The organism is Variovorax pasteuri, assembly GCF_051216435.1.
Lineage (GTDB): Bacteria > Pseudomonadota > Gammaproteobacteria > Burkholderiales > Burkholderiaceae_C > Variovorax.
Map to the genome: position 1 here is coordinate 322,110 of NZ_JBPJZS010000003.1, position 14,866 is coordinate 336,975.

Sequence of the window (14,866 nt, forward strand, 5' to 3'; positions counted from 1 at the left end):
TGGCTTCGGGCGGCCGTGCGGCGCTCATCCCTTGCTCACCTTGGCGCCGCGGCCTTCGAGGAAGTCGCGCACGCGCTCCTTGGCTTCGGGCGCGGCCTGCGCGATGCCGGCCATCAGCGCCTCGGTGAAGAAGCCGTGGTCGGCCGACTGCTCGGCGATGCGCGGCAGCGCGTGCATGAGCGCATAGTTGGTCAGCGGTGCGTTGGTGGCGATGCGCCTGGCGAGTTCCAGGGCCTTGTCGAAGGCGGTGCCTTCGTCGACCAGGTACTGCGCGAAGTTGGCGCGCTCGCCGTCCTCGGCGTTGTAGACGCGGCCGGTCATCATCATGTCGGTCATGCGCGCCACGCCGATGAGCTTGGGAATGCGCACCGAGCCGCCGCCGCCCACGAAGATGCCGCGCGAGCCTTCGGGCAGCGCATAGAAGGTGCTCCTGTCGGCCACGCGGATGTGACAGGCGCTGGCCAGCTCCAACCCGCCGCCGACCACCGCGCCGTGCAGCGCGGCCACCACCGGCACCGGCCCGTGCTGGATCAGGTCGAGCGCGGCATGCCACATGCGCGAGTGCTGCAGGCCCTGGCCGGCGTCGCGCTCCTTCAGTTCGCTCAGGTCGAGGCCGGCGCAGAAGTGCGGGCCTTCGCCGTCGAGCACCGCGGCACGCACGGTGGACGGCAGCGTCTCGAAGGTGTTGCGCAGCGCGAGGATCAGGCCGTCGGACAGTGCGTTGCGCTTGGCACCGCGTGTGAGGCGAACAATGGCGACTTCGTCGCTGATCTCGATGTGAAGGTCTGGATTGGTCATGATGGTGTTCGGGGTTGCGTTGGATTATGGTTATGAGAAATAATCAATTCAAGGCACTTGAGGCCCCCATTCCCTAGGGACTTACCCGTACCGGAGACAACGACATGGACCATCAGAACCTGATCGCGATCGACATCCACACCCACGCCGAAGTGAGCTGCTGGAACCCGTTCGACAACTACGGCGAGGAGTACGACCGCGCCGCCGACAAGTACTTCGGCTCCAGCGGCCGGCCCACCATTGCGGAGAGCGTGGCGTACTACCGTGAAAGAAAGATCGGGCTGGTGATGTTCATGGTCGACGCGGAGTCGAACATGGGACGGCGGCGCATCCCGAACGAGGAGATCGCGGAGCACGCGCAGAAGAACAGCGACATGATGATCGCCTTCGCCAGCATCGATCCGCACAAGGGAAAGATGGGCGCGCGCGAGGCGCGCCGGCTCATCGAGCAGCACGGCGTGAAGGGCTTCAAGTTCCACCCGACGGTGCAGGGCTACCACCCCTACGACAAGATGGCCTGGCCGATCTACGAGGTGATCGCCGAGTACGGCCTGCCGGCCATCTTCCACACCGGCCACAGCGGCATCGGCTCGGGCATGCGCTGCGGCGGCGGCCTGCGGCTGGAGTACAGCAACCCGATGCACCTGGACGACGTGGCCATCGACTTCCCCGACATGCAGATCGTCATGGCCCACCCCAGCTTTCCCTGGCAGGACGAGGCGCTGAGCGTGGCCACGCACAAGCCCAACGTGTGGATCGACCTGTCGGGCTGGAGCCCGAAATACTTTCCGAAGCAGCTGGTGCAGTACGCCAACACGCTGCTGAAGGACCGCATCCTGTTCGGCAGCGACTACCCGCTGATCACCCCCGACCGCTGGATGCGCGACTTCGAGGTGGCCGGCTTCAAGCCCGAGGTGATGCCGGGCATCCTGAAGGGCAACGCGGTGCGCCTGCTGGGGCTGGACAAGCCGGTGGCTCCGGCGGCTTCAGCGCCCTGAACCCGCGCGGCGCGCCGGGTCGGCGGCGTCGTTCCAGTGGTGTTCGGTCAGGGCCTCGTAGCGTTGGAGCGAGACGCCCAGTTCCTTCTTGCGGCGCTGCGCCACCGCGGTGATCAGCGCATTGCAGACCGAGAGCGCCGCCGTGTAGGAGTCGAACGGCGATGCGCTCGACGTGCGCACCAGCAGCAGGTGGTCGGCCGATGCGGCCGCCGGCGCCGTCGGCCCGTCGGTCATCACGATGACCTTCGCGCCCTTGTCGCGAAAGTACTTGGCCGTGCGCACGATGGCCAGCGAGTGGCGCCTGAAGGTGGGCGTGAGCAGCACGTCGTGTTCGTCGATCCACAGCAACTGGTCTTCGAGCAGCAGCGGGCTCGCCGAGGTCATCGAGCGCACGTCGGGCAGGCACATGTTCAGGTGCAGGGCCAGATGGTTGGCCAGCTGCGCGCCGTGCCGCTGCCCGAGCACGTGCACACGCACCTTGCGCTGCGTGAGCAGCCGCACCGCGCCTTCGAACGCACCCACGTCGAGCGCGGCGAAAGTGGCGGCCAGGTTGTGCTGGTCGTGCAGCAGCGCGTTGTCCAGGCAGGTGCGGATGGAGGCGTCCCCCTCGATGCCGGCGCTGGCGCGCGCGGCGGGCGAGGCCAGCAGCGCGGTGACTTCCAGTCGGGCTTCCATCTGCGCCTGCGCATAGCTCTCGTAGCCCAGCTTGGCGAGCAGCCGCACCACGGTGGAGGCGCTGGTGCCGACCTTTCTTGCAAGGCTCGTTGCAGATTCGAGCAGGCCCTGCGGATGCTGCGCCTGCAGTTCCGCGATCAGGAGCCGCTCGCTTTTCGTGAGCTTCTTGCCGTAGCCCGAGATGCGTTGATTCAGATTCATGGTCGCGGGCATTCTGCATGCCAAGAGAGGTCGGCCCCAATTTTGCAGTATGTATTGCAAAAATGAAATCGTCTTGCAACAATGATCGCACTTTTAAACCGGACCCACCGCATCAGGACGCCCCATGAATTCCACCTTCACCGTTCCCGCCCTGCGCCGCCGCACGATGCTCGGCGCCGGTCTTGCCGCCCTGCTGCCGCTGGCGGCGCGGGCCGAGGCCTGGCCGTCGCGCCCCGTCACGCTGGTGGTGCCGTTCCCGGCGGGCGGCTCGGTGGACCTGATCGCGCGGCTGTACGCCGATCCGCTGTCGAAGGCGCTCGGCACGCCGGTGGTCATCGACAACCGGGCCGGCGCGGGCGGCTCCATTGCCAGCGCACAGGTGTCGCGCGCCAAGCCCGACGGCTACACGCTGGTGGTGTCGTCGCAAAGCTCGCACCTGGCCAACCCGCTCACGCAGGCCAACCCGGGCTACGACCCGATCAAGGACTTCGCGTCCATCAGCCAGCTGGCGCGCTCCATCAACGTGCTGCTGGTGAACCCCGCGGTGCCGGCAAAGACCTTCAAGGAGTTCGTCGCGCTGGTGAAGTCGCGCCCGGGCGAACTCAACTTCTGCAGCGCGGGGCCGGGCAGCATGGGCCAGCTCAACGTGGAACTGATGAAGTCGCAGCTGCAGCTCAATGCCACGCACGTGCCCTACCGCGGCGGCGGTCCGCTGGTGACCGCGCTGATCTCGAACGAAGTGCAGTTCGGCCTGGACAACCTCGCGCCCTTCCTGCCGCACATCCAGGCCGGCAAGCTGCGCGCGCTGGCGGTGGCGTCGCCGACGCGCGTCGCGGCGCTGCCCGACGTGCCGACTTTCGCCGAGCTGGGCTACCCGGTGCTGAACACCACCTCGTGGATCGGCCTGGCCGCGCCCGCGAAGACGCCGCCCGAGGTCATCGCCGCGCTGCACAAGGCGGTGCGTTCGGTGGCCGACCAGCCGGCCATGGCCGAGGCGCTGCTGTCGCGCGGCTCGCTCACACCCGAGGTGCAGACGCCCGCGCAGTTCACGGCCATGATGTCGGAGCGGCTCGTGGTCTACGGCGAGATGGTCCGGCGCGCCGGCATCCGGGGCGAGTGACGCCATGACCGACACATCGTTCGCTCCCGATACCGCGCCGCTGGAGGTGCTGCCGCGCGACATCTCGGCCTACCGGCAGGGCAACACCGGCATCGACTACGTGCACCGCTTCGCATCGGGCCTGCCCGGGCCGCACGTGCTGGTGACCGCGCTGACGCACGGCAACGAGATCTGCGGCATGGTCGCGGCCACGCACCTGCTGGATGCGGGCGTGCGCCCCAAGATCGGCACGCTCACCGTGAGCTTCGCGAACGTCGAGGCCTACGAGGCCTTCGACATCGAGCGGCCCTACGAGAACCGGCAACTGGTGCACAACCTCAACCGCATCTGGTCGCCCGCCATGCTCGACGGCGCGCAGCAAAGCCCCGAGCTGCGCCGCGCGCGCGAACTGCGGCCTGTGCTGGACGCGGCCGACTACATCCTGGACATCCACTCGACGCGCGCGCCGGTGCAGCCCTTCTGGGTGTACCCGGAGTTCGAGCGCAACGCGGGGCTGGCGCTGGCCATCGGCAACCCGCTGGTGCACCTGGTGATGCCCGTGGGCGGCGCTCCGGGCACGGGTGTGACGGCGTATGGCCGGCATGGTGAAGCCGGTGTCGACGGCGGCGCGCTGGTGGTGGAGTGCGGCCAGCATTTCAGCCAGTCGGCGGCCGACCTGGCCACCGATGTGACGCTGCGTTTCCTGGCGCACCTGGGGTTGGTCGACGCATTGCCGGCCGCACCGGCAAGGGCGCCCGCGCGCCGCTTCCGGCTGCTCGAAGTGCACATGGTCAAGACCGAGGGCTTTGCCTTCGCCCGGCCCGTGCTCGGCTTCGAGACCTTCCAGAAGGGCGAGCTGATCGCCGTCGATGCAGGCCAGGAAATTCGCTCGCCCTGCGACGACTGCACGATCTTCATGCCCACGCGCGCCGCACTGGTCGGGCGCGAAGGCGTGTACCTGACGGTGGCGGTCTAGGCCCCGGCGCCCGTCAGGGCCTCTGCTCCGCCGACGGCTCGTCTTCTTCGAGGCGGTCCCAGTCGCGACCCGAGCGCTTCTGGCGCTCCTCGCGCTCGCGCGCCATCTGTTCCTCGAACTGCTGGCGGCCTTCCTTGTTGGCCGCGATGAGCTTGGCGCGGTCCTTGTAGTGCGGATAGATCTCGTCGGTGAGCTTCAGGTTGCGCAGGCGAAAGCGCATGGTCGATTCGCGCGCCTCGTGCGCCGGCCAGTTCAGCGCTTCGAGCACCGAGCGGGCGCTGCGCAGCGACGACTCGAACACCTCGCGCTCCACATCCGTCACGCCGCGGTCGCGCAGCTGGAACAGGTGCGTCACGTTGCGCGCCCGCGCAATGATGCGGGCCTGCGGAAAGTTCTCTTTCACCAGGTCGACGATGTCCAGCGACTGCTCGATGTCGTCCACCGCCACCACGATGGCCTTGGCCGAGCCCGCGCCCGCGGTGCGCAGCAAATCGAGCCGCGTGGCGTCGCCGTAGAACACGCGAAAGCCGAACTGGCGCAGGCCTTCGACGGTGTCGGCGTCGTGGTCGAGCACGGTCACGCGCAGGCCCTGCGACATCAGCATGCGCCCGACGATCTGGCCGTAGCGGCCGAAGCCGCAGATGAGCACCTTGGCGTCCTGCTGCTCCGAGATTTCCTCCAGCTGCGGGCCGTTGTTGCGGCTGTAGCGCGGCAGCACGAACTTGTCGAGCAGCACCAGCAGCAGCGGCGACAGCAGCATCGACAGCGCCACCCCGCCGATCAGCAGCGAGGTGATTTCGGGCGGCAGCACGTCGGGGCCCGCGGCCTGGAACACCACGAAGGCGAACTCGCCGCCCTGCGCAAGCAGCAGCGTGAACACGGGGCGCTCCTGGTAGGCGATGCCCATCGCCTTGGCGAGCGCGTAGATCACCACCAGCTTGATGGCCATGAAGCCGACCACCAGCGCGGCCATGATCCAGGGGCTGGCGATGAGCACGCCGAAGTTGATCGACATGCCCACGGCAATGAAGAACAGCCCCAGCAGCAGGCCCTTGAAGGGCTCGATGTCGGTTTCCAGTTCGCGCCGGTACTCGCTCTCGGCCAGCAGCACGCCGGCGAGGAAGGCGCCCAGCGCCATCGACAGCCCGACCAGCTGCATCAGCGCGGCGATGGCCACCACCAGCAGCAGGGCGGCGGCGGTGAAGATCTCGGGCGTGTTGCTGCGCGCAATCCAGCGCAGCACGGGGCGCAGCAGCAGGCGGCCGCCGAGGATGATGCCGCCGATCACGCCGATGATCTTGGCCGCCTCCAGCGCCCGGTCCAGGCCGGTGATGGCCTGCTCGGCCGCGGTGGCGCCGGCCAGCAACGGCAGCAGCGCCAGGATGGGGATCGCGGCCACGTCCTGGAACAGCAGGATCGAGAAGCCGGCCTGGCCGCTGGGCGTCTTCAGCAGGTTGCGCTCGCCGAACACCTGCAGCGCGATGGCGGTGGACGACAGCGCCAGTCCCAGCGCGGCCACCAGCGCCACGCGCCATTCGGCGCCCACGGCACAGCCCGCGGCGAACAGCACGGCGGCGCAGCTCAGCACCTGCGCGGCGCCCCAGCCGAAGATGGGCCGGCGCAGGTTCCACAGGCGCTTGGGCTCCAGTTCGAGGCCGACCAGGAACAGCATCAGCACCACGCCGAACTCGGCGAAGTGCAACACGTCTTCCACGCTGGACACGAGTCCCAGGCCCCAGGGGCCGATGGCGATGCCGGCCACGAGGTAGCCGATGATGGAGCCGAGCCCGAGGAACTTCGACAGCGGCACCACCAGCACGGCGGCGCCCAGGTAGATCAGGCTGCTGGTCAGCCAGGCGGGTGCGTGTTCCATTCAGGCCGCCTTGCTTGCAGAGACGCTTGCCAGCCCGTGGGTGATGGCCGCATGAAAGGCGTTGGAGACGATCTTGTCGATGTGCTCCGGCTCGGCCGGCCGGTCGCTCTCGGGCACGGGGCAGGCCACGCAGGCGTCGATCTCCTCGATCTCGGGCCATGCGGGGTAGCTGCCCAGGCGCTGGGCGAAGGTTTCGACGTGCGAGGCGACCTCGGCCTCGGGCGCGCTGCGCGCGCCGTGGAACATGAGCGGCGGCAGGAAGCGCATGCCGCACAGCGCGGCGGTCTGCTCGTAGGGCGGCAGGAAGGCGTCGAAGAAATAGCGGTGGTAGTTCTGCGGGTGGTAGCTGGCCTCGGGGCTGCCGGTGGTGGCGACCAGCCAGAGGTCCTTGCCCTGCAGCGCGTTGCCGCCAGGGCCGTAGGCCCAGCCGTAGGCGAGCACGTCGTCGAGCCAGAGCTTCTGCAGCGCGGGCATCGAGTACCACTGGATCGGGTGCATCAGCACCACCAGGCTGGCCTTGGCGAGCCGGGCCTGCTCGGCCTCGACGTCGATGGCGTAGTCGGGGTAGCTGCCGTACAGGTCGTTGACGTCCACACCCGGCACGGCACGGGCGGCGGCCAGCATGCGGCGGTTGACGCGGGAGTCGCGCCAGTGCGGGTGGGCGGCGAGCACGTAGACGCCGCTGCTTTGCACGGCGGGGTTTCCCATGGATGTTGTTGTAGTCATCCCGCGAACATAGCGCAGTCGCGGCGGGCTTGCCGGGCAAAAAACGGGGGGCAGCCACTACCATGGAGCCCGTTCCCAGTTCTGGAGGAGAGCGCTATGCCGGTGGTTCTGGTCGCCAACCCCAAGGGTGGCGTAGGCAAGTCGACGATCGCAACGAACGTTGCGGGCTATTTCGCAAGCCGCGGCCACGCCGTGATGCTGGGCGACGTGGACCGGCAGCAGTCTTCGCGGCTCTGGCTGGGGCTGCGTCCGCCGCAGGCCCGGCCCATCGCCACCTGGGAGGCCTCGGGCGACAGCACGGTGGTGCGGCCGCCGCGCGGCACCACGCACGCGGTGCTCGACACGCCGGCCGGCCTGCACGGCTGGCGCTTCAAGGAGGTGCTGGCGCTGGCCGACCGGGTGATCGTGCCGCTGCAGCCGAGCATCTTCGACATCTACGCGACGCGCGACTTCCTCGACCGGCTGCTGGAGAGCCGCCGCGCCGAGAAGACGAAGATCGGCCTGGTCGGCATGCGCGTGAACGCGCGCACGCTGGCTGCCGACCGGCTGCACGAATTCATCGCGGGGCTGGGCGTGCCGGTGATCGGCGAGCTGCGCGACACGCAGAACTACGTGCAGCTCGCGGCGCGCGGGCTCACGGTGTTCGACATTGCGCCCGGCCGCGTGCAGCGCGACCTGGCGCAGTGGCAACCCGTCTGCAACTGGCTCGACGCCTGAAGGTGCCCCCCGGTTTTCCCTGAGCCCGCTTGTCGCGAGCCCGACAGCCGGCCGCACAGGCCACGCGCCAGAATGCCCCGCATGACAAAAAAGACATTCCAGACCCTTCAGGACCTCTCCGCTTGCGTCGGCCAGGAAGTCGCCGTGAGCGACTGGATCACCATCACGCAGGAGCAGGTGAACCAGTTCGCCGAGGCGACGGGCGACCACCAGTGGATCCACGTCGACGTGGAGCGGGCCAAGGCCGGGCCCTTCGGCGGGCCGATTGCGCACGGCTTTCTCACGCTGTCGCTGCTGCCGAAGTTCTTCGAGGTGGCGATCGAGGTGGTCGAGTCGCGCATGGGCGTGAACTACGGCATGAACCGGGTGCGCTTCATGTCGCCGGTGCCGGTGGGCAAACGGCTGCGCGCACGCATGAAGCTGCTGAGCTCGGAGCCGATTGCCGACGATGGCTTCCAGATGACCTGGGAGACCACCATCGAACTCGAAGGCGCCGCCAAGCCGGCCTGCGTGGCAGAGTCGGTGGCGCGCCGCTATCGCTGAGGCGGAGGTCTTCCTGTCTTACATCCGGCGGTCGGTCACTTCACCGTAGGTGGCTGCGCCCTGGCGGGTGATGCCCAGCGCGCTCTGGCGCACGGTGCCGCGGTCGGTGCTGCCGTCCCGGGCCTGCAGCGCGCCGGTGCCGCCGTTGCTGACCTTGAAGGGCTGGCGCACATCGGCCTGAACCTGCGCGCGCGACAGCGTCGACTGGAAGGGCTGGGGCGGCAGCGGGTTCTGTTCTCCCTGGAAGGCCTGGGCGCCGCCGGCGAAGGCGAGCGTGGCGAAGGCGGCAAAGGCAATCGACTTGGCGTTCATGGTGAGACTCCTGTGAAAAAGCGTTGAAGGGACCGAATGCCGGCTCGCTTTGGGGCCGGCATGTCTGTTCATACGGCGCGCGCCGCCGATCGGATGCGCTGCGACCCTCCCCACGGGATGCGACTTTGTTTCCAGGTGTCAGCCGAAGCCGTTTTGCCGCCAGGCTTCGAACACGGTGACCGCCACCGCATTGGAGAGATTCAGGCTGCGCTGGCCCTCGCGCATCGGCAGCCGTAGCTTCTGAGGGTCGGCAAAACCGTCGCGCAACTCGGGCGGCAGGCCGCTGGTCTCCGAGCCGAACACCAGCCAGTCGCCGGGCTGGAAGCGCACGTCGTGCACGGCGCGTGTGCCGCGTGTGGTCAGGGCGAACATGCGCTCGGGCGCGGGCTGCTCGGCGGCGAGCAGGGCGGGCCAGTCGGCGTGACGCTTCACTTCGGCGTACTCGTGGTAGTCGAGCCCGGCGCGGCGCAGCAGGCGGTCGTCCATCGAAAAGCCCAGCGGCTCGACCAGGTGCAGCGTGCAACCGGTGTTGGCCGCCAGGCGGATCACGTTGCCGGTGTTCGGCGGAATTTCGGGGTGGACCAGGACGATATGGAACATGCGCCCATTGTCGGTGGGCCGCACAAGCCGTTCAGCGCGGCGGATCGGTGCGGGCCAGCACCACGGCCGTGATGTGCGCCGCGCCGGCCAGCCGCAGTGCCTCGGCCGCGACGAAGAGCGAAGCGCCGCTGGTCATCACGTCGTCGACCAGCACGATGCGCTTGCCCCGTACTTTTTCCGCACGCAGGGGTTCGACCGCGAAGGCGCCGCTCAGGTTGCGCAGGCGCTCGGCGCGTGCGAGGCCGCTCTGGGCGGGCGTGTCGCGGGTGCGCAGCAGCAGGGTGGGGTCGGTCTTGGCGGGCGACAGCCGCCGGGCGAGTTCGAGCGCCTGGTTGAAACCACGCTCGCGCAGCCGCGCGGGCGCCAGCGGCATGGGCAGCACGATGTCGCACTGTTCCAGCGCCGGCTCGACCCACGGCGCGCTGCGCAGCAGGGTGGCGAACGGGCCGGCCCAGCCCGCGTCGCCTCGGAACTTGAAGCCGGCGATGGCATCGGGCCAGGGCCACGCGTAGGTGCAGGCGGCAAGGCACGCGTCCAGCGGCGGCGGGTGCTTCACGCAGTCGCCGCAGCGGCTCACGCCTTCAGGCACCGGCAAGGCGCAGCCACCGCACCGCGCGGCGGGCGGGGCGAAGCGGGCCACGCAGGCGTCGCAGACCGGTCGGGAAGGCCAGGCGCGGCAGACCGCGCACTGGCTGGGCAGCCGGGCAAGCAGGGCGGTGAAAGGCCGTGAAGGCAATAAAGGCCACAGGGCCCGATGGCTGAGCATGTCTCAATATACTCACGGCCCCATGGCCACCGACCCCACAAGACGACCGCCGACCATCGATGCCGCGGCGGCCGCCCGCTGGCGCCGGCTCGCGCCTGCCGACGGCTCCCCCTGGCTGCACGAGGAAATCGGCCGCCGCATGGAAGACCGGCTGCAATGGATCAAGGCCCAGCCGCGCACCTGGGCCGACTGGACGCCGTTGCGCGGCGGCCTCGAAGCCCACGAGCTGGTCGCCCGCCGCTACAAGGACGCCGCGTCGTTCGTCATCGAGCCGGAGCCCGCGCTGGCCGCCGCGACCGCGCAGGCGCTGAGCGCCCCGTGGTGGAGCGCGCGCCGCTGGCAGGGCGGCAAGGCGCGCTTCGACGCCACGCCCGAAGAAGGCGTCGACCTGCTCTGGGCCAACATGTCGCTGCACATGGCGGCCGACCCCGAGGCGCTGATCTCGCACTGGCACAAGCTGGTGGCGACCGACGGCTTCCTGATGTTCTCCTGCCTCGGCCCCGACACCGTTCGCGAGCTGCGCGCGCTGCACGCCCGCCTGGGCTGGCCGGCCGCCGGCCATGAGTACACCGACATGCACGACTGGGGCGACATGCTGGTGCACGCCGGCTTCGCCGAACCGGTGATGGACATGGAGCGCATCGTGCTGACCTGGGCCACGCCCGAGGCGGCGCTGGCCGAGTTGCGCGGGCTGGGCCGCAACCTGCACCCGGCGCGCTTCGCGGGGCTGCGCGGCAAGGCCTGGCACCAATCACTGAAGAAGGCGCTGCCCGAACTCGCGCCGGCCGACGATGGCAGGGAAGGCGACGGGCGCATCGCGCTGACCTTCGAGGTCATCTATGGCCACGCGTTCAAGCCGGCGCCGCGCGTGTCGCTGGCGGCCGAAAGCGCGGTGTCGCTGCGCGAGATGCGCTCGATGCTGCAACGGGGTCGTCCGGGCGCCTGACCGCGGCTGCAGAAGAGAGCGGTAAATGCCTGTCGCACAAGCCGTTTTTTGCCTACTAGTAGTGACCCGTAGGCGTCCCACAGGGCACCCGGGCGCAGGTATCTACCCGCTACAATCCGCCGTTGCGTGGAACTCGCGGGTACTGTCCCGTGAACGAGGGGTGTCGGATCCTGTTTGTACGAGGGGTTTGGCAACCGTCGACGCACCGATTTGCTGAACTCGCCCGTGTCGAATTCCGTGTTTCGATTTGCCACTGTTTCAGGCCAGAACATCCACTGGTTCCTGAAGCGGAACTGCTCGGTGACGCCGAGCCAGCTGGGCTGGCTCTACGCCTCGCTGTGCGTGGTATCGCTCGGCATCGGCACCGTGTTCTGGCTGCACGGTGCGCCGCTGGTGCTGCCTTTTGCCTGGCTCGAATTGGCAGCCGTCGGGTTTGCGTTCATGGTCTATGCACGGCATGCGACCGACGGCGAGAAGATCGCGCTGCAGGAAGGCCGCCTCGTCGTCGAGCTCGAGAACGGCGGGCACTACGAGCGCACTGAATTTCTTCCGCACCAGGTGCGGATCGAACCGCAGACCGGCGATCGCTCGCTGATCGAGGTTTCGGGACAGGGTCGATCGGTCAGGGTGGGGCGCTATGTGCGCCCGGAGTTGCGTGCCGCTCTGGCCCGCGAGATTCGCATGGCGTTGCGCGGCGCCTGAGGGGGCTCGCGCAGTGCCGCACGGTTGGGTTTGTCGAAAAAATTGAAGAAACGTGAACACGATGAAGAGCATTTGGCGCAACAAGTACAGGCCGGCGAATCTGTTGCTGGCGGCCGGCGCGGCTTTCAGCAGCGCGGCGCACGCAGTCAACGATCTGCCCGGCGGCCCTTCGGTTCGCCAGCTGAATCTTCCGATCGGCGTCACCAAGATCGCGCAGGAACAGCATTTCCTGCACACGGTCATGATGATCCTGTGCACGGTCATCTTCGTCGCCGTGTTCGCGGTCATGTTCTATTCCATCTGGAAGCACCGCAAGTCGGTCGGCCACAAGGCGGCCAACTTCCATGAGTCGGTGGTGGTCGAGGTCATCTGGACCATCGTGCCCTTCCTCATCGTGATCGTGATGGCGCTGCCCGCCACCAAGGTGCTGGTGGCCCAGAAGGACACCACCAACGCCGACCTCACGATCAAGACCACGGGCTACCAGTGGAAGTGGGGCTACGACTACCTGAACGGCGAAGGCGAGGGCCTGGCCTTCATCTCCACGCTCGACAGCTCGCAGCGCGCCATGTCCGACGCGGGCGCCAAGGGCGTGATGCCCAACGACTACCTGCTCAAGGTCGACTACCCGCTGGTCGTGCCGGTCAACAAGAAGGTCCGCATCATCACCACCGCCAACGACGTGATCCACGCGTTCGCCGTGCCGCAGCTGGGCCTGAAGCAGGACGCGATTCCCGGCTTCGTGCGCGACACCTGGTTCCGCGCCGAGACCATCGGCGACTACTATGGCCAGTGCCAGGAGCTCTGCGGCAAGGAACACGCCTACATGCCGATCCACGTGAAGGTGGTCTCCGCCAGCGACTACACGGCCTGGGTGGCCGATCAGCGCAAGGTCGCCGCCGCCAAGCTCGACGACCCGACCAAGGTCTGGACGCTGCCCGACATGCTGGTGCGCGGCGAGAAGGTCTACGCCGCCAACTGCGCGGCCTGCCACCAGGCCAACGGCAAGGGCGCGGGCCCGATCAAGGCGCTCGACGGCGACCCGAAGGTGCTCGACGCCGACCACACGGTGCAGCTGCACGTGCTGCTCAACGGCCAGAACAACGGCGCCATGCCGTCGTGGAAGCAACTGAGCGATACCGACCTCGCGGCTGTGGCCACGTACACCAAGAACAGCTGGTCGAACAAGACGGGCCAGCTGGTGCAGCCGGCCGAAGTGCAGGCCCTGCGCGGCAAGTGATACGGCAGCGCCCCGCGAAGAAGAAATTGCAAGGAACAACGACATGAGCGCAGTCCTCGACCCCCACGGTCATGCCCCCCACGGCGAGCACGCACACGACGAGCATCACGACCACCACGCGCCCACCGGCTGGCGCCGCTGGGTGTTCGCGACCAACCACAAGGACATCGGCACGCTCTACCTGCTGTTCAGCTTCACGATGCTGATGGTGGGCGGCGTGCTTGCGCTGCTGATTCGCGCCGAGCTGTTCCAGCCCGGCCTGCAACTGGTGAACCCCGAACTGTTCAACCAGTTCACCACCATGCACGGCCTGATCATGGTGTTCGGCGCCATCATGCCGGCCTTCGTGGGCTTTGCGAACTGGATGATCCCGCTGCAGGTGGGTGCCTCCGACATGGCGTTCGCGCGCATGAACAACTTCAGCTTCTGGCTGCTGATTCCCGCGGCGCTGATGCTGGTGGGCTCGTTCTTCATGCCCGGCGGCGCACCCGCGGCCGGCTGGACCCTGTACGCACCGCTCACGCTGCAGATGGGCCCCTCGATGGACGCCGGCATCTTCGCGATGCACATCATGGGCGCGTCTTCGATCATGGGCTCGATCAACATCATCGTCACCATCCTCAACATGCGCGCCCCGGGCATGACGCTGATGAAGATGCCGATGTTCTGCTGGACCTGGCTCATCACCGCCTACCTGCTGATCGCCGTGATGCCCGTGCTCGCCGGCGCCATCACGATGACGCTGACGGACCGCCACTTCGGCACCAGCTTCTTCAACCCCGCCGGCGGCGGCGACCCGGTGATGTACCAGCACATCTTCTGGTTCTTCGGCCACCCCGAGGTCTACATCATGATCTTGCCGGCCTTCGGCATCATCAGCCAGGTGGTGCCGGCCTTCGCCCGCAAGCGCCTGTTCGGCTACGCCTCGATGGTGTATGCGACCTCGTCCATTGCCATCCTGTCGTTCATCGTGTGGGCGCACCACATGTTCACGACCGGCATGCCACTTACCGGCCAGCTGTTCTTCATGTACGCGACCATGCTGATCGCGGTGCCCACGGCCGTGAAGATCTTCAACTGGATCGCCACGATGTGGCAGGGCTCGATGACCTTCGAGACGCCCATGCTGTTCGCGGTCGGCTTCATCTTCGTGTTCACCATGGGCGGCTTCACCGGGCTGATCCTGGCGGTCGCACCGATCGACACGCAGCTGCAGGACACCTACTACGTGGTGGCCCACTTCCACTACGTGCTGGTGGCCGGCTCGCTGTTCGCGATGTTCTCGGGCTTCTACTACTGGGTGCCCAAGTGGACCGGCGTGATGTACAACGAAACGCGCGGCAAGGTGCACTTCTGGTGGTCGCTGATCTCGTTCAACGTCACTTTCTTCCCGATGCACTTCCTGGGCCTGGCGGGCATGCCGCGCCGCTATGCCGACTACCCGATGCAGTTCGCCGACTTCAACGCCGTGGCGTCGGTCGGTGCGTTCTTCTTCGGGTTCGCGCAGGTGTACTTCTTCCTGTTCGTCGTGCTGCCCACCATGCGCGGCAAGGGCGAAAAGGCTGCGCAAAAGCCGTGGGAAGGCGCCGAGGGCCTCGAGTGGGAAGTGCCGTCGCCGGCCCCGTTCCACACCTTCGAAACCCCGCCCAAGCTCGACGCGACCGCCACCAAGGTGATCGGCTGATCGAAGAACT

General features: G+C 67.9%; 16 protein-coding genes. 9 read left to right on the plus strand and 7 right to left on the minus strand.

Annotation, left to right across the window (positions count from 1 at the left end):
* Positions 1-24: 24 nt before the first annotated feature.
* On the minus strand, positions 25-798 hold the full coding sequence (locus ACSFBM_RS15030) for a crotonase/enoyl-CoA hydratase family protein (protein WP_435436990.1): 774 nt from the start codon (positions 796-798) through the stop codon (positions 25-27).
* 104 nt (positions 799-902) lie between these two features.
* On the opposite strand from ACSFBM_RS15030, the gene ACSFBM_RS15035 reads away from it, so the two are divergent.
* Positions 903-1,796, plus strand: a complete 894-nt coding sequence (locus ACSFBM_RS15035; protein ID WP_435485052.1) for an amidohydrolase family protein — start codon at positions 903-905, stop codon at positions 1,794-1,796.
* On the opposite strand, the gene ACSFBM_RS15040 is transcribed toward ACSFBM_RS15035, so the two are convergent.
* The gene (locus ACSFBM_RS15040; RefSeq protein ID WP_435485053.1) at positions 1,785-2,672 is read right to left on the minus strand and encodes a MurR/RpiR family transcriptional regulator; all 888 of its coding nucleotides are present in this window, start codon (positions 2,670-2,672) and stop codon (positions 1,785-1,787) included. The genes ACSFBM_RS15035 and ACSFBM_RS15040 overlap by 12 nt on opposite strands.
* A 124-nt stretch (positions 2,673-2,796) precedes the next feature.
* Here ACSFBM_RS15040 and ACSFBM_RS15045 point away from each other — a divergent pair, with 124 nt between their 5' ends.
* Positions 2,797-3,792 carry a Bug family tripartite tricarboxylate transporter substrate binding protein gene (locus ACSFBM_RS15045; RefSeq protein WP_435485054.1) on the plus strand — a complete coding sequence of 332 codons (996 nt, stop codon included), beginning with the start codon at positions 2,797-2,799 and terminating at the stop codon, positions 3,790-3,792.
* A 4-nt stretch (positions 3,793-3,796) separates the two neighbouring features.
* Positions 3,797-4,747, plus strand: a complete 951-nt coding sequence (locus ACSFBM_RS15050) for a M14 family metallopeptidase (RefSeq protein ID WP_435485055.1) — start codon at positions 3,797-3,799, stop codon at positions 4,745-4,747.
* 13 nt (positions 4,748-4,760) lie between these two features.
* Here the strand turns inward: ACSFBM_RS15050 and kefC are convergent, their stop codons facing one another.
* Together kefC and kefF are read right to left on the minus strand one after the other, a co-directional pair.
* A complete protein-coding gene (gene kefC / locus ACSFBM_RS15055; protein WP_435485056.1) occupies positions 4,761-6,620 on the minus strand; it encodes a glutathione-regulated potassium-efflux system protein KefC in 1,860 nt (619 codons plus the stop codon).
* Positions 6,621-7,346: a glutathione-regulated potassium-efflux system oxidoreductase KefF gene (gene kefF / locus ACSFBM_RS15060; RefSeq protein ID WP_435485057.1), complete on the minus strand. Its 726-nt coding sequence runs from the start codon at positions 7,344-7,346 to the stop codon at positions 6,621-6,623. It abuts the gene before it with no gap.
* Between the two features lie 96 nt (positions 7,347-7,442).
* Here kefF and ACSFBM_RS15065 point away from each other — a divergent pair, with 96 nt between their 5' ends.
* Together ACSFBM_RS15065 and ACSFBM_RS15070 are read left to right on the plus strand one after the other, a co-directional pair.
* A complete protein-coding gene (locus ACSFBM_RS15065) occupies positions 7,443-8,063 on the plus strand; it encodes a nucleotide-binding protein (protein WP_435436994.1) in 621 nt (206 codons plus the stop codon).
* 72 nt (positions 8,064-8,135) lie between these two features.
* On the plus strand, positions 8,136-8,606 hold the full coding sequence (locus ACSFBM_RS15070; protein ID WP_435447364.1) for a MaoC family dehydratase: 471 nt from the start codon (positions 8,136-8,138) through the stop codon (positions 8,604-8,606).
* Positions 8,607-8,624: 18 nt separating this feature from the next.
* Here ACSFBM_RS15070 and ACSFBM_RS15075 read toward each other — a convergent pair whose 3' ends face one another.
* The 3 genes from ACSFBM_RS15075 to ACSFBM_RS15085 form a co-directional block, all read right to left on the minus strand.
* Positions 8,625-8,918, minus strand: coding sequence for a DUF4148 domain-containing protein (locus tag ACSFBM_RS15075; protein WP_435485058.1), 294 nt, complete (start codon positions 8,916-8,918; stop codon positions 8,625-8,627).
* A 138-nt stretch (positions 8,919-9,056) separates the two neighbouring features.
* Positions 9,057-9,518, minus strand: coding sequence for a tRNA (uridine(34)/cytosine(34)/5-carboxymethylaminomethyluridine(34)-2'-O)-methyltransferase TrmL (gene trmL / locus ACSFBM_RS15080; protein ID WP_435485059.1), 462 nt, complete (start codon positions 9,516-9,518; stop codon positions 9,057-9,059).
* Positions 9,519-9,549: 31 nt separating this feature from the next.
* A complete protein-coding gene (locus ACSFBM_RS15085; protein ID WP_435485060.1) occupies positions 9,550-10,284 on the minus strand; it encodes a phosphoribosyltransferase family protein in 735 nt (244 codons plus the stop codon).
* A 22-nt stretch (positions 10,285-10,306) separates the two neighbouring features.
* Here ACSFBM_RS15085 and ACSFBM_RS15090 point away from each other — a divergent pair, with 22 nt between their 5' ends.
* From ACSFBM_RS15090 to ctaD, 4 genes are all read left to right on the plus strand, one after another.
* On the plus strand, positions 10,307-11,230 hold the full coding sequence (locus tag ACSFBM_RS15090; RefSeq protein WP_435485061.1) for a class I SAM-dependent methyltransferase: 924 nt from the start codon (positions 10,307-10,309) through the stop codon (positions 11,228-11,230).
* Positions 11,231-11,455: 225 nt separating this feature from the next.
* Positions 11,456-11,932, plus strand: a complete 477-nt coding sequence (locus ACSFBM_RS15095; RefSeq protein ID WP_435485266.1) for a DUF2244 domain-containing protein — start codon at positions 11,456-11,458, stop codon at positions 11,930-11,932.
* A 61-nt stretch (positions 11,933-11,993) separates the two neighbouring features.
* Positions 11,994-13,172 carry a cytochrome c oxidase subunit II gene (gene coxB, locus ACSFBM_RS15100; protein ID WP_435485062.1) on the plus strand — a complete coding sequence of 393 codons (1,179 nt, stop codon included), beginning with the start codon at positions 11,994-11,996 and terminating at the stop codon, positions 13,170-13,172.
* A 43-nt stretch (positions 13,173-13,215) separates the two neighbouring features.
* Positions 13,216-14,856 carry a cytochrome c oxidase subunit I gene (gene ctaD / locus ACSFBM_RS15105; RefSeq protein WP_435437002.1) on the plus strand — a complete coding sequence of 547 codons (1,641 nt, stop codon included), beginning with the start codon at positions 13,216-13,218 and terminating at the stop codon, positions 14,854-14,856.
* The last annotated feature ends 10 nt before the right edge of the window (positions 14,857-14,866 follow it).

Bases quoted from the DNA above. Each gene is read 5' to 3' on its own strand.
- ACSFBM_RS15070 (WP_435447364.1), top strand. From the start codon at position 8,136: ATGCCCCGCATGACAAAAAAGACATTCCAGACCCTTCAGGACCTCTCC.
- coxB (WP_435485062.1), top strand. From the start codon at position 11,994: ATGAAGAGCATTTGGCGCAACAAGTACAGGCCGGCGAATCTGTTGCTG.
- kefF (WP_435485057.1), bottom strand. From the start codon at position 7,346: ATGACTACAACAACATCCATGGGAAACCCCGCCGTGCAAAGCAGCGGC.
- ACSFBM_RS15075 (WP_435485058.1), bottom strand. From the start codon at position 8,918: ATGAACGCCAAGTCGATTGCCTTTGCCGCCTTCGCCACGCTCGCCTTC.
- ACSFBM_RS15045 (WP_435485054.1), top strand. From the start codon at position 2,797: ATGAATTCCACCTTCACCGTTCCCGCCCTGCGCCGCCGCACGATGCTC.
- ctaD (WP_435437002.1), top strand. From the start codon at position 13,216: ATGAGCGCAGTCCTCGACCCCCACGGTCATGCCCCCCACGGCGAGCAC.
- ACSFBM_RS15040 (WP_435485053.1), bottom strand. From the start codon at position 2,672: ATGAATCTGAATCAACGCATCTCGGGCTACGGCAAGAAGCTCACGAAA.
- ACSFBM_RS15035 (WP_435485052.1), top strand. From the start codon at position 903: ATGGACCATCAGAACCTGATCGCGATCGACATCCACACCCACGCCGAA.
- kefC (WP_435485056.1), bottom strand. From the start codon at position 6,620: ATGGAACACGCACCCGCCTGGCTGACCAGCAGCCTGATCTACCTGGGC.
- ACSFBM_RS15065 (WP_435436994.1), top strand. From the start codon at position 7,443: ATGCCGGTGGTTCTGGTCGCCAACCCCAAGGGTGGCGTAGGCAAGTCG.
- ACSFBM_RS15090 (WP_435485061.1), top strand. From the start codon at position 10,307: ATGGCCACCGACCCCACAAGACGACCGCCGACCATCGATGCCGCGGCG.
- ACSFBM_RS15030 (WP_435436990.1), bottom strand. From the start codon at position 798: ATGACCAATCCAGACCTTCACATCGAGATCAGCGACGAAGTCGCCATT.
- ACSFBM_RS15085 (WP_435485060.1), bottom strand. From the start codon at position 10,284: ATGCTCAGCCATCGGGCCCTGTGGCCTTTATTGCCTTCACGGCCTTTC.
- trmL (WP_435485059.1), bottom strand. From the start codon at position 9,518: ATGTTCCATATCGTCCTGGTCCACCCCGAAATTCCGCCGAACACCGGC.
- ACSFBM_RS15050 (WP_435485055.1), top strand. From the start codon at position 3,797: ATGACCGACACATCGTTCGCTCCCGATACCGCGCCGCTGGAGGTGCTG.